The following is a 13,426-nucleotide window of genomic DNA, read 5'->3' as shown; positions in this document are numbered from 1 at the left end:
AATAAAAGAGAGGGGAGCATCCGCAGATGCTCCCCTCTCTTCTTGCCCTTGGCGGCGCGATCTTAGCTCATCAGCAGGGCCCGCAGGCTCTCCACATCGAGGCCACGCACCTCGGATTGACCGCTCAGCAGGCCATCGGCCAGCGCCCGCTTCTCGTCGTGCAGGGCGACGATCTTCTCCTCCACCGTCTGCTCGCACACCAGGCGATAAACGGTGACCGGCTGGGTCTGCCCCATCCGGTGCGCCCGATCGCTCGCCTGATCCTCCACCGCCGGATTCCACCAGGGGTCCAGGTGCAGCACAGTATCGGCCTGGGTCAGGTTGAGCCCTGTGCCCCCCGCCTTGAGACTGATGAGAAACAGCGGCACGGACTCGCTGCGAAAACGCAGGATGGAGTCCTGACGCGCCTTGGCCGAGCAGGCTCCATCCAGGTAGCAGTAGTCCCACTCTCGCTGCTCGATCCGCGCGCGCAGCAAACTCAGCAGATCGACAAACTGGCTGAACACCAGCACCCGGTGGCCGCCGTCGATGGCCTCCTCCAGCAACGCCATCGCCTCATCCAGCTTGCTGCTGGTCTGGGACCACTCCGGCATCACCAGCTCGGGGGAGCAGCAGAGCCGGCGCAGCCGGGTCAAACCGCTCAACACGTGCATCAGGGCGCGGCCATCGGCACTTTGCACCTGCTGCACCACCTCGCGCCGGGTCGCCTCGTAGAGCTGGCGCTCCTCGGGAGAGAGGCTGATGTGATGGATGATCTCGGTCTTGTCCGGCAATTCGGTCAGCACCTCCTGCTTGAGACGCCGCAGGATGAAGGGGCTGATCACCGCCCGTAGCAGCGCCATGTGCTGGGGATCCTTCACCGCCTTGCCAAAACGGCGCTTGAACTCGCCGAGGCTCCCGAGCAGGCCCGGGTTGATGAAGGTAAACAGGCTCCACAGTTCCCCCAGATGGTTCTCGATGGGGGTGCCGGAGAGGGCAAGACGAAAATCCCCCTCGAGCTGGAACAACAGCTTGGCCCGCTGGGTACCGGCGTTTTTGATCTGCTGCGCCTCATCCAGCACGATGGAGGGCCAGCGGCGGGATTTGAGCGCCGCCGACAGGCCGCCGAGCATGCCGTAATTGAGCAGGATCACCTGACCTGCTTTGGCCTCGCGGATCACCCCTTCCCGCTCGGCAGGATTGTCGACGGTCACCACCTCCAGCTCGGGGGCGAAGCGGGCCACCTCCTCCTGCCAGTTGGTGACCACAGATTTTGGCACCACCACCAGCGCAGGGCCCAGATGCTGGCGCATGCGCAGCACAATGAGGGCCTGCAGCGTCTTGCCAAGGCCCATGTCGTCAGCCAGACAGGCGCCGAAGCCGTGATGGGCCAGGGTCGCAAGCCAGCGCACGCCATCCTTCTGGTAATCCCGCAGCGCCTCAAGCAGCTCGGCCGGGCACTCGACCTCCTGTTGCCACTCCTGCTGGAGGTTCTGCCAGGCTGCATCCCCTTCGGTGGTGATGACGGAGAGCAGCCGGGTCAGGGGATAGGCCAGCTTGTTGTTGATCCGCTGATCTTCGTCCAGCATGGCCCCCAGCATAGTGAGGCGCTCTACCAGCTTGTCGCTCAGCATCAGGCTGGTCTTCTCGTCGAGCTGAACGGTGCGCTGACCCGGGGTCATCTGGCGCAGGATGAGGCGCAGATCGAGGATCTGGTGCTCATCGAGGGACAAGGCCCCCTCCACCTGGAACCAGTCCTGGCGCCGCTCGATACGAAGACTCAGGGCCGCCTCATCCAGGCTCTTGAGGCGGGAGCTGTCCTGATGCCAGTGGATGACCACGCCGTTATCCACCAGCTCGGGCAGGGCATTGACCAGCGCCAGCGCCTGCTCCCCCTCGAGTCGCCACTCGGTGCCGGGCAGGCCGATAGGCAGGGCGGCGCGAAGCACTTGGGCCTGCTCCTTCTCGACCGCCAGATCCCGCTGCCAGTAGCAATACTCCTGGATCCCCTGGCGCACGATGGCCTCCCCCTTGCCAAGAGGCTGGGGGGGAACGTCATCGAAGCGGGTCACCAGCCTGACCGAGAGCTGGCCATCCTGCCAGTCCAGTTGGACCGACGGGATCCCAGGCCAGGGGGCCAGTTCGGCATTGCCCTGCAAACCGGCCACCTGGCTGTGCCAGGGCAGATCCGGGATGGCATCCAGGGTCTGTTGCAGCTCAGCCAGCCCTTCGGCGGGCAGCAGAGGGATGGCTTCGAGGGCCGGCAGACGATCGAGCAGAGGCTGGGGGGTGAGGATAAGCTGCCACAAGTCCTGGGCCAGCGGCATGATATGGGCCCCGCGCGCGGCAGCGGCCGGGATTAGGTGGGCGCTCATCCCCTGCTCCACCGCCACTATCTGCAGCAGGGGCGCGGTCAGCGCCAGCTGCAGCTTCTGCCCTCTGGCATTGAATAGACGCGGATGATTGGCAAGGGGCGCCCACACATCCCGGGGCAAGCGGCTCATCACCCGCGGCAGGGCGCGCACCAGCGCCCAGTCGTGCTCATCGAGCAGGGCCGCATTCTGGGTGGAGAGCAGGGTGGGATCGACTCGGCGACCGGCAGTCCACTCCCCCTTGGTGCTGAGCTTCTGGATCTTGCACTCGAGCTCGGGGCCGTCGGCGTGGAGCAGCCACACCAGCCTCTCTTGGGGCTTGCGCACCCCGCTGGCACGCCCCAGCCCCTGCAACCAGTTGAGCCAGTTGGCGGACGCCGCCGTCTTCTCCTCGTCGCTCTCGTCGTCATCCTTATCGCCCTCCTGCAGCTGGCACAAGGGCGCCCCCTTGACCGTCTCCTCCAGCAGCAGGCGCAGCAGATCCTGACAAAAACCCATCAGCCTGTGATGAGGCTCGGCATCCAGCAGATGGGTGAGATCCCACTTGTGCAGCATGGCCACCTGGGGACTCTGGGTGCCGTGGCGAGCCAGGGCACAGAGATCGAGCCAGAGGTAGCCCCAGTGCAACTCATCCACCGGCAGTTGCAGGGTATCGAACAGACCCACGGCCTGGCCGTGGCGCTCCCCCGCCCATTGGCTGAGCAGGTCACCCAGCAAGGGGAACTGGCCCGCCAGGCTGCGCTGCCACTTCTTGCGCTGTTCGCTCGCCACCACGGGATCGGCCTGCTGCAACCAGCCCAGCCAGAGCAGGGCGCTGAACGAACGGGGCCACTGCCCGGCCTCATGACTCCCCTGCCACTGGCCGAGGGCAGTCAGCAGGCGCTCGCCAAGCGGCCCCTGCGACTCTATGGCCAGTGCCTGCAAGGCGGGCCAGTCGGTGCTCACCCCGTCATCATCTCCACAGAGCCAGCGCCACTCCGCCTCGAATGCCCGTGCGAGGGGTTGCACCTCGGGGGCGCAGCGATGCAGCTGGCCGGCCAGCGGCCACTGCGCTTCATAGGGAGCATCGAGCAGCAGTTGCAGGGAGAAGTGTTCCAGCAGCAGCTGTTGCCAGGCGGGGCTGGAGCCTGCCAGCAGTTGGTAGGCGCCCGGCGTGTCGAGCAGGGTCAGCAGTTCGCTGGCCGAGAAGTAGGCCGGAACCTCCCCCGCCTTGCCGCGACACAGCTCGCGCACCAGGGCGTGGGCGAGATCCTGACCGGTCAGGGAGGAGACCTTGTGCCAATCCGGCGCGGGACAAAACCCGCCACGCACTCCCAGGATCAGCGCCAGCGTTCCCTCGGCCGTCAGGCTCCACTGCTGCTCCCCCCGCAGCCTCACCAGTCCGACATCTTGCAGCCGGAGCAGGTCGCCAGGCAGGGAGTGACCCGGCCCCAGCTGCTCTTGCAGCAGGCGGGTACTGGCAATGCGCTGCAGTTGCAACGCGGTGAGCAGGGCATAGCTATCCGAAGAGAGAGTGGAAACAGACATCAAGACTCACGGGCAGGTGCAAAAGCGGAATTTTAACGGTAAAGCGCCAGCGGCTCGACCCTTGACAACGAAATAACGCAAAAAAAAACGGCCATCCATTGATGACCGTCGAAAGTAACGAAGGAAATAGCTGGATTCACCAGTTACCTCCCACAGCGGGAAAATCGGGAGCGTTAGCCCCTAATTCGTGGTGCCAATGCTAGAGGTTGACGCACGAAAAAGCTTTGAAGCGGATCACAGTTGAAAAGGATTTCTGAAAACGCTTTCACTTTTGCCCCGCGAAAACAGCCAAATGGAGCCAGATATAGGGGCGTTCTGACACATCAAAAAGACGATGGGATAGCCCCTGCCGGGCCATCCCATCTCTGGTGATTCAATCACCACCCGCCGTGACACAGGAGTAAAAAACGTCAGGCCAGGCGCGGTCTTCGGTCTAGCTACCTTGAGCCTCTGTCGTCATCTTCCCGAACCAGTGCTCCGACAATTTTTGAGCCTTTTTGACTTCCGGCTTGGTCATCGCCGCTTCCAGCTCATCCCGTGCCTGCGCCGCCTCGGGCATTCCTTCCGTTGCAGCCAGCGACAACCAGGCATAAGCGTGGATCCGGTTGCGCGGCGCACCCAGCCCCTTTTCACGCAGGGCGCCCATGCGGTATTGCGCCATCCGATTGTTCTTCATCGCAGCCAGACGATACTGCTTGAGCGCCAGGGCATAATCTTCCTGGCCCCCCTGGCCCAGGCGCAACATCTCCCCATAGGCGTATTGCGCCTGGGTATGCCCCTGCTGTGCGGCCTTGCCATAGCTGGCCCTGGCTTGCTCCAGCTCCCCCTGTTCCTGTTGCAACTGAGCCAACTCGAACCAGGCCTTGGTCACGCCCCCTTGTGCCGCCTGAGTCAGCAGCTGGATGCGATCGCCCGGCGCAGTCTGTTGCAAGCTCAGCTGATATTGCGCCTCGTGATTGCCGTGGCCGGCCGCCAGCTCCAGCCAGTAGCGACCAAGGGCCGGATCCGCTTTGACTTGCTCACCCGCCAGATAGGCCATACCCAGCCAAAGCTCGGCCTCGGTGGAACCGGCATTGGCGGCGCCTTGATAGGCCGCAAACGCGTTGGCAGGCGCTGCCTGCTTCGCCTGCCAGAGCAAGGCATCCGGCTGCTGCTGGGCCGCCGCCTTGTCATACCAGCGCTGTGCCAGATCCCGTCGCTTGGCTACCCCCTTGCCCTGCTCATAGCGCAAGCCAAGTTGGTACTGGGCATCGCGGTTGCCAAGATCGGCTGCTTTTTCGAGCCACTTGATGGCATCTTCGTCGGCACCACGCTGCGTGGCATACCACTGACCCAGAACCAGTTGTGCCTCGGCATGCTCCCCCTTGGCGGCCTGCTCGAACCAGTCGAGGCACTCGCTCACCAGCTTGCCCTGATGCTGTTCCCGACACGCCACCCCCAGCTGATAGCTGGCATTGGTATTGCCAAGGCGCGCCGAACGCTGCCACCACTGGGTCGCCTGCGCCGGATCCTTGGGCTCGCCCAATCCGGCCTGATACCACTCCCCCACTTGCCAAGCGGCGCTGGCACGGGTCTGCCGATCAGCCGCCAGGGTACCGCTCTCCCGGGCGACCTGCTGCATCCAGTGCATGGCATTGGGATAATCCGGCTTGGCGGCAAGCCGCTGGGCCAGCTCGTACTGGGCCTTGCCATCCCCCTGCCTTGCGGCTTGGGCGAGTTCGGCCTCGGTGAGTGACGGGGTTGTCGTGCAGGCGGTCAGCCAGCTGGTCGCCAGCGCCAGCCATAAAACGCGATTTGTCATAGCTTTTGTCTACAAGTAAGTAAAAAGAGGCGGTAGGTAAATAGTCGCCATCAAACTGATATAAAATTGACGGGGAATCGGGTCCCCTATCTTTTACTATCAGTAATCCCTTAAGCCAAACAGCACGATATACTGCTGTCAAAACGGTGGGTATACCAGTGTCTGTCCCTCAACCCAGCTCTCGATTGAAATTCGATTTAAACGTGTCAGCATGACTGTGACTGACAGATGGGCAGAAATGAGGCTACTCATCTATTGCACCCAATTAATAACCAAACTCTTTACGGGTAGCGGCTTCAATCACTTTATATTCCGGTAAAGCATTAGTGATATCACCCAATACTTTGTCATATTCATTTGGACGGGTAAAAATCAAACCATACTCACCTGTTTCTGCTGGCAACCCCCAGACCTTTATTCCACGAATTTCTCTAAAGATGGATATCTCACCAGTGCCTTTGAAGATACAACCATAGTGGTGAATTTCCGGTTTCATATTGGTGATTTTAAAGGCCAGAAATGCACCGGCGCCAGCACCGGCCAGTGCCAGCGGGCCCACCAAGCCGACTGCTATGATGCTGCCCACAATCAACAAACCACCTATCCCACGCATAATGGTGTAAGCCACTTCCGGGATCTTGTCCTGCTGGGTGTAGTAGATCCCCTTGGCCGTCATTCGGTAGTGATAGAGCTGATTAGGGGTAAAAAGATAACGTCCCTGAAGTACAGCCAATATTCCGAACACAATACAAAACAAGGTTAACTGCCAAGCTTTTTGGCTATCACTATTAATTAAATTTAACAGCCCTAAGAACCACAAAAAACCACCAATGGCAATTGGAAGCTCCCATGCAAGTCTCTGACGATGATCTATCTGCCACTCATATAAAACAGGCTCCTTTTGTAACTCAAGGTACTGCTCGCTGTAGTAGTGGTTGGCGCCATCAGCCTCTACACTCTCTACGTTCTGATTGTGCTCTGGGGTGTCACTCATCTTATTTCAACTCTATCAAGGTGCCACGGGCTATAAAGCACAGGGGTTGGCCGCTTAAACGCTCTGCCACTGGGTGGCCTATCTTGCTCTGTTATTAGTCAATCAAAGGACAAAGAAGCTGAATTACAGCTTCTTTGTCCCCATGTCTCAATAACCAAACTCCTTACGGCTCGCAGCTTCAATCACTTTATATTGCGGTAACGCTCGCGTGATATCACCAAGTACACGTTGATATTCCTCTGGCTTGCTAAATACGAGAGCGTATTCCCCCCCGCTATACGGGATCTCCATGATTTCCATACCGCACAGCTTGCCAAAAACTGATACTTCACCTGAGCCCTTAAAAATACACCCATAATGTCGGATCCTTGGCTTCATATTGGTGATTTTAAAGGCGAGAAATGCACCGGCGCCAGCACCGGCCAGTGCCAGCGGGCCCACCAAGCCAACAGCGATGATGCTGCCCACAATCAACAAGCCACCAATCCCACGCATAATGGTGTAAGCCACTTCCGGGATCTTGTCCTGCTGGGTGTAGTAGATCCCCTTGGCAGTCATTCGGTAATGATAGAGCTGATTAGGGGTAAAAAGATAACGTCCCTGAAGTACAGCCAATATTCCGAACACAATACAAAACAAGGTTAACTGCCAATCTTTTTGGCTATCGCTATTAATTAAATTTAACAATCCTAAGAACCACAAAAAACCACCTATGGCAATTGGAAGCTCCCATGCAAGTCTCTGCCGATGATCAATCTGCCACTCATATAAAACAGGCTCCTTTAGCAACTCAAGGTACTGCTCGCTGTAGTAGTGGTTAGCGCCATCAGCCTCTGCACTCTCTGCGTTCTGCTTGTGCTCTGTGGTGTCACTCATCTTATTTCAACTCTATCATGGTGCCCTGGGCGGGCAGTTTATCATCGATTTCAGCGGTCAAAACCACCCCTTTGGCTAGGGTACCGCGGGCCATAAAGCGCAAGGGCTGGCCACTTAAACTCTCTTCCGCCGGGTAACCTATCTGCAACTGCAGTTCATCCCCCTGATTGGCGGCGACCACCAATGTCACCTGTCCCGCCCCTTGGCTGGTCATCTTGATGGCGGCCTCTTGCGCAGGCCCTAATACTGCGCTCACCGCAGGGTAGCTTTGGCCGGAGGGCGCATAACCGAGACGCCTTATCGACAGCTGCAGGGTGATGGTGCGCAGGTGCGGCGGCAGCTCCACGGTCAGCTTCTCCTCCTTGAGTGCCACTGTCGGCTGACAGGCAACCCGCTCATATTGGAGCAGCTCTTCAGCCGCTGACCACCCGGCCGGTTTGGTACCCCAGGTGGAGTGCAACAGCCAGCGCTCGACAGGCAGACGGCTGTAGCGAGCCAGTATCACGGTGGCGGCCAGATAGAGCAGGGTGCCGATACCAATAGATGCGACCATCCAGGTAGCCCATGTAGCCCCTAGCGTTGCACCAAATAGCAAGCGGCCAAACGACACAACGGCTGGTATCCCCTGCGCCCCCAAGCCCCCCAGCTTTAACCAGTAACCAAATTGCTCCATATCTGCATTGGTATCATCCTTTAGCTTGGCGCGTGTTTCCCACGCCTCCAGCCCCGCCGCCAGCAGCCCCAGCCCGGTCATCCAGCCGGTGGTGAGCGCAAAGCGACGCACCAGGGCGGGGTTCTCCTTCATGGCAAGAGCCAAGCGTTTCTCAAGAAGATGGTCAGGCACCACCACCTGCCCTTGCTTGATGGCCACCATGGCGCTGCCGGTCCAGGCAGCGGTGTAGGCCAGATTGCGGCTCAGCTCCAGCTGGGCGGCTGGGTTGCCCTGCAGTTTGCGCGCGCTCTCGTCATACCCTTGCAGCGCCACCGTCAGGTTAGCGATGTTGAGCAGGGCTGCCAGCCCGCCAAAGTTGCCCCATTCTTGCCACACCTTGGCGGCCGCTTGTGCCCCTTTCGCCCCTTGCCGCTGCAAGGCAAGGTAGCTGCTCATCTTGCGTTCAAAATCCTGCTGCAAACCACCTTCCAGCAATAACAGGCGGGGCCATTTCAGCTGTTGCCACTCGGCACCCGCCGCCTTCATCCGGCCAAGGTGGCCCTCTGTTATCTTGCCGGGCGTTGCCAACTTGCCAAGCAGGTTGCCCTGCACCTGAGCAACAAAGGCCTTGCTCTCGGCCACAAATGCCGGGTTGATGCGCACCTGCTGGCCGGTGTGAATGGATTCGAGTACCACCAGACTCAGAGTGCGGCCAAGTTTTTCACCGCTGAGCAGATGGGGATGCAGCAACTCGCTGAGCTGTTGCCATGGCTTGATGGCCGCCCCGGCGATGGCCCCTTTAAGAGCGCTCATGGTCGCCTTGGCCGCCTCATGGAGCCAGCCAAACAGCTTGCTATTGCTCAGAAGATCGTTACTGGCTATCGCTTCCATCGCCGCCAGCGCATTGGCGACACCGGTGATATTGCCCACCCCAATCCAACCGGGATTGTTCTCGAGCTCTTTTTTAACTTCGACATCAAAGCCGTAGTATGCCAGCGCGGGCAGCGCCCCCTTTTTCAAGGCATTGGTCAGCGCTGCCCCCCGTTGGGTATCGGGGGCAAAAAACAGGCTAAAGAGCCACTGACTACTGCTGGCCAGCAAGAGGGTCTGGGCATCCTCCGTCTGGCTATCAAGACCCAACAGCAGGGGGGAGGTCGGTAACACTTGCAATAGCTGCAGGGCATCGTCATAGGTAGCCAACCAGCGCGGGCGCAAGGCATCCACCCCTTGCGCGTATTGCTGGATAATCCCTTCCAGCCCAGACCAGTTCACTTCATCATCAAAGCGCACCCCAGGCCAGCTGGCCCACTGGTCGGGGTTGAGGCCCAGCAGCTTGAGTTCAGCATGCTGCGCCATCAGGTGCTGCTCGGCACCGAGGTCAATGTAGTGATTACCACTCCCCTGACGCTCTTTGTAGTCATGTTTGGCAACCAGATATGACTGCAACTGCTTCTTAAGCTTAAATGTCGCCAGACGGTCGCCCCTGGCTGAGACCGGCAAACTGCTCTCATCAAGCGGTGGCAGGGCCAGCATCTCGGTGATACCGGCCATGGTCCAGCGGTGGCGGGTGTTGTCGTCATTAAAGGGATGTTCATAGCGGAGGATGATGTCGCTCAGGCGCTCGGTCACATCGTGCATATCCGAGATAAGGTCGTCGAGTGCCACCACCAGAGCGCTTTTCAAATCTGGTATGCCAGCCTTGCTAGCCTCCGGTGAGCCTGCAGGTTTGTCGTGCCACAGCTTGCCGGGTTCAACACCTGCGGGAGCCTTGAGAGGGGCACAGCTGCCGACGAATCCCTCGTTGGGCAAGCCCATGTCGGCCACGTGAGTAGAGAGCAAATCCAATAATCCCGCATGCTCGCCCCCCATCTTGCTAGCCAAAGAGGAGAGATTGAAACTGCGCATCCCTTTGCTGCGCAGGCCGCTCTCTTTGCGATACGCCTTTTTCAGCCGCTCGGTCCAGCGCTGGTGCGAAAAGGCTATCGCCACCTTGTGGTTGGCCGGATAGAGCAGATGTCCCTTACTCCCCTTGCTCTCGTGGATAAATTGGCTGCCTTTGACCTCATACTCGTCGAGCATTTTTGTCTTTTCATCAAAGACATAGAGCCAGCCATCGCGCAACTGGCGTAAAGTGTAAGGGGTAGATTTGAGAGCCAAAGCCCCCTTGAACCCTTTCGACGGAAGAGGATGAGGTTGGGTGGCTGGCGCGTCAAAGATCTCATCCAAGGCATAACGCACCGGCACCAGAGCAATCTCTTTGTTTTTAAAGGGGCAAGTGCCAACCGGGCTTTTGCAATCCTTGTTGCTGGCCGCGCCAGCCGCTTGATTGGGGGTGATCATGAAGATCTTTCCTGTGCATTGACGTGTAGCTCTGCCCAGTTGGCAGCCTGTTCAACACGTTGTGACGGGGTCTGTGCCGAGGCGGTAGTCAACAACTTGGTCACGACCGGATAGGCATCGCCCTTCCACCATGACTCTCCCAAAAATCCCAGCACATTGAAAAACAGCAGCACGTCGCGTTCGGTCTGAAATCCCAACTGGTAGGCCTGCTTGGCCCAGTGGGCAATCCAGGCCCCTGAGTCACTCTGCTCGGCCAGACGAGCCGGAAACCACTGTTCCATATGGCGATAAGTGCTCTCCAGCTGATTCTGCCAGCTTACCTCGCCCAGCCTCACCCACTGGGGATCGGTGAGCTTGCATTTTTCGCCAAGGGGCGTTGCGAGATCCGCCTTGGCCAGCCAATGTTGCCAACCATCGCGTGTGGGCAACCAGACTTGTGCAACGCCCTGCCACAGCCAGGGCTCCGGATCCACCATCAGGCACGCCATCGTCTCTGGTGCGGCCAACTTGAGCAAAATGCGGCTGCCATAGGGGCTTTCGACTTCGATCAGCTGACGAAGGCGATCAGCCAACGGCAATAATGGCAAGGGAGAGGCTAGCAGCCACCCTGCGTTGGTGGGCTGCGCCTGAAACCAGGTGAGAAGCTGGCTATTTGCTTCCACCAAACAGGGAGAAACTTCCCGCAGGCCATCCCAGGGGGCATAGAGATAAAGCGGTTGATAGGCCGGCTTATCTGTCATGTCAAAGAGTTGTCGCTCCAGCTCGGGGATCTGCGCCCCATCGAGCAGCAGGTAGAGATGCTCCCCCTTGGCCAGGTCAAGTTCGGGCAAGACCATTACTTGCTCTCCTCCTTGACCAGCTGTTCGCAGATCTCGCAGACGGGCTCTGCCGATTTGAGGGTCGCAATCTGACGAACCGGATCCACCGGGGGTGGCGGCGGCACCACCTCCACATCATCAGGCTGGATCGGCATCTTCCCCCCCCAACCGGAGCCGGAGCCGGGACTGCCGCCCGAGTTCATCTTGATGGAGCCGCCAGAGAGGGTGACGCCGCTTGGGTCGATTTTGACAAAACTGCCCCCCACCTTGAGGGTCAGTTCGGCGCCGGCCTCCATCACTATCTTCATGCCCGCCTTGTGGTGTACTTCGCTGCCCGCCTCAACCAGCAACGACTGCCCCAGCTTCTGATGCATGCTGGCATCCACTGTCAGCGAGTGGTCACCCTTGATATGCTCCCGCTTCTCACCTTCCACCGTCAGGTGGTCATTGGCCTTGATGCGGGTCACCCGCTCGTTGTCGATGTCTCTGTGCTCGTCGTGCTTGATATGCCAGGCCGCATCATTCTCAATCAGCACGTTCAGGTCTTTCTGACCGTGCAGGTAAATCTCTTCCTGCCCCGCCTGGTCTTCAAAACGCAGTTCGTTGAAACCCTCACCCTGGTGGGTCTCGGTGCGCAGCACGGTGCGGGTCTTGTTGGCCGGCAACTCATAGGGCGGCCGGTTGGTGGCGTGGTAGGTACGCCCGGTGACGATGGGCTGGTCCGGGTCCCCTTCCAGGAAACTCACAATCACCTCGTGGCCGATGCGCGGGATGGCCATCATGCCGTACTGGCCACCGGCCCAGCCCTGGCTCACCCGCACCCAGCAGGAACTCTGGTCGTTACTCGAACCGTAGCGGTCCCAGGGGAATTGCAGCTTGACCCGGCCGTGTTCGTCGCAGTAAATCTCCTCCCCCTCCGGCCCCACCACCATGGCAATCTGCGGGCCATCCACCATGGGTTTGTGGGGCGCTTGCGGGCTGCCAATACGGGCCCGCCAGGTGGTGCTCGCCTTCACCACGCCAAATTCGTTGTGATAGACGGTCGGGCCGCTGCTCCCCTCCTCTTCCAGCGCCTGCGGCTGTTGGCCGGTGTGACGGATATGGACGATTTGCCAGTCGCTGTTGAGACTGCCGTTCGGGTGCTCGGTCAGCGAGAAATACTGCCCCGGCAGCAGGGCGGCACTGTTGGATTTGCCTTGGCCCGTTACGGCGTCATTGCGCAGGGCATCGAGCCGATGCTGGGAAAACGCCTTGCCGCTCGGGTCCTGCTTGTAGCGGCCCGGGTAGTCGAAGTGCTGGTAGTTCTGACGTTGATGCTCGAGTTCGGCCCCCAGTTTCTTGTGGGAGAGCCCATAGGCCGGGGTCTTGAAGCTGTAGTCTTTGAGCTCCACATCCGAGGTGCGTACCGCCTCGCGATAGTGGAACTGACGCACGTAGGGGCCTTGTTCCAACGAGCGGTTGCCAAGGTTGAAGAACAGCTCGGGACCGGCAGTTAATGCAGCCGCGTCGTCGGCAAACACGGGACGGTGTTTGCCTTGCTCAAACTCAAAGAAGTAGAACATCCCCTCTTCTGCTGCCAGACGGTTGAGGAAATCGAGGTCGGTCTCCCGGTACTGAACGCAGTATTCCCGCTGGGTATGTTCATTTTTGAGGGCAAAGGCATAGTCGGTGATGCCGTGCTCCTGCAACAGGATGCTGAGGATTTCGTCGGGCTTTTGCGCCTGGAAGATACGCGAGTTGTGGCGCAGTGAAAGCCGCCACAGGGCCGGCTGCACCAGCAGCTGATAGCGGGTGCGGCGAAAGCCGCTGTCACCCTGCGCCATGTCACTGACCACCCCGCACACCCGGCGCTGCAGCTCGCCGTTATACCACACCAGCAACTCGCACGGCTGGTCCAGCACGGCGGCAAAGTCGATGTCCGGCTGGGGACTCGCCAACTCAAGGCGCAGCTGGAACGGGCTGTTCAACGCCTCTTCCAGGGCAAACTCGGCCACCACGAAGGTCCCCTCGGGCAGCGCCCCCACCTTGACGGTAAATTGTAATCCTGTGCTGTCAGCCATCACGGGC

7 protein-coding genes are annotated in these 13,426 nt (G+C 59.7%); all 7 read right to left on the bottom strand.

Going from position 1 to position 13,426, the window contains the following annotated elements; genetic code table 11:
* Nucleotides 1–62: 62 nt before the first annotated feature.
* Complete coding sequence (locus BN1123_RS17005; protein ID WP_042028483.1) at nucleotides 63–3,878, bottom strand: DEAD/DEAH box helicase; 3,816 nt, start codon at nucleotides 3,876–3,878, stop codon at nucleotides 63–65.
* A gap of 433 nt (nucleotides 3,879–4,311) precedes the next feature.
* Nucleotides 4,312–5,679 carry a tetratricopeptide repeat protein gene (locus BN1123_RS17000; protein WP_042028480.1) on the bottom strand — a complete coding sequence of 456 codons (1,368 nt, stop codon included), beginning with the start codon at nucleotides 5,677–5,679 and terminating at the stop codon, nucleotides 4,312–4,314.
* A gap of 265 nt (nucleotides 5,680–5,944) precedes the next feature.
* Nucleotides 5,945–6,673, bottom strand: a complete 729-nt coding sequence (locus BN1123_RS20485) for a hypothetical protein (RefSeq protein WP_052449282.1) — start codon at nucleotides 6,671–6,673, stop codon at nucleotides 5,945–5,947.
* Nucleotides 6,674–6,820: 147 nt separating this feature from the next.
* Nucleotides 6,821–7,549, bottom strand: a complete 729-nt coding sequence (locus BN1123_RS20480; RefSeq protein ID WP_052449281.1) for a hypothetical protein — start codon at nucleotides 7,547–7,549, stop codon at nucleotides 6,821–6,823.
* A gap of 1 nt (nucleotide 7,550) precedes the next feature.
* The gene (locus BN1123_RS16985) at nucleotides 7,551–10,541 is read right to left on the bottom strand and encodes a toxin VasX (RefSeq protein WP_042028478.1); all 2,991 of its coding nucleotides are present in this window, start codon (nucleotides 10,539–10,541) and stop codon (nucleotides 7,551–7,553) included.
* Nucleotides 10,538–11,377, bottom strand: coding sequence for a DUF4123 domain-containing protein (locus BN1123_RS16980; RefSeq protein WP_042028477.1), 840 nt, complete (start codon nucleotides 11,375–11,377; stop codon nucleotides 10,538–10,540). The genes BN1123_RS16985 and BN1123_RS16980 overlap by 4 nt, the downstream gene beginning before the upstream one ends.
* A complete protein-coding gene (locus BN1123_RS16975; protein ID WP_042028473.1) occupies nucleotides 11,377–13,419 on the bottom strand; it encodes a type VI secretion system Vgr family protein in 2,043 nt (680 codons plus the stop codon). Before BN1123_RS16975 ends, BN1123_RS16980 begins: the two co-directional genes overlap by 1 nt.
* Between the last annotated feature and the right edge of the window lie 7 nt (nucleotides 13,420–13,426).

The organism is Aeromonas enteropelogenes (assembly GCF_000819845.1).
Lineage (GTDB): Bacteria > Pseudomonadota > Gammaproteobacteria > Enterobacterales > Aeromonadaceae > Aeromonas > Aeromonas enteropelogenes.
This window is presented reverse-complemented; position numbering and strand designations above follow the sequence as displayed.

What these genes read in the sequence shown, in the direction of transcription:
- BN1123_RS17005 (WP_042028483.1), bottom strand. Translation starts at nt 3,878, where the DNA reads ATGTCTGTTTCCACTCTCTCTTCGGATAGCTATGCCCTGCTCACCGCG.
- BN1123_RS17000 (WP_042028480.1), bottom strand. Translation starts at nt 5,679, where the DNA reads ATGACAAATCGCGTTTTATGGCTGGCGCTGGCGACCAGCTGGCTGACC.
- BN1123_RS20485 (WP_052449282.1), bottom strand. Translation starts at nt 6,673, where the DNA reads ATGAGTGACACCCCAGAGCACAATCAGAACGTAGAGAGTGTAGAGGCT.
- BN1123_RS20480 (WP_052449281.1), bottom strand. Translation starts at nt 7,549, where the DNA reads ATGAGTGACACCACAGAGCACAAGCAGAACGCAGAGAGTGCAGAGGCT.
- BN1123_RS16985 (WP_042028478.1), bottom strand. Translation starts at nt 10,541, where the DNA reads ATGATCACCCCCAATCAAGCGGCTGGCGCGGCCAGCAACAAGGATTGC.
- BN1123_RS16980 (WP_042028477.1), bottom strand. Translation starts at nt 11,377, where the DNA reads ATGGTCTTGCCCGAACTTGACCTGGCCAAGGGGGAGCATCTCTACCTG.
- BN1123_RS16975 (WP_042028473.1), bottom strand. Translation starts at nt 13,419, where the DNA reads ATGGCTGACAGCACAGGATTACAATTTACCGTCAAGGTGGGGGCGCTG.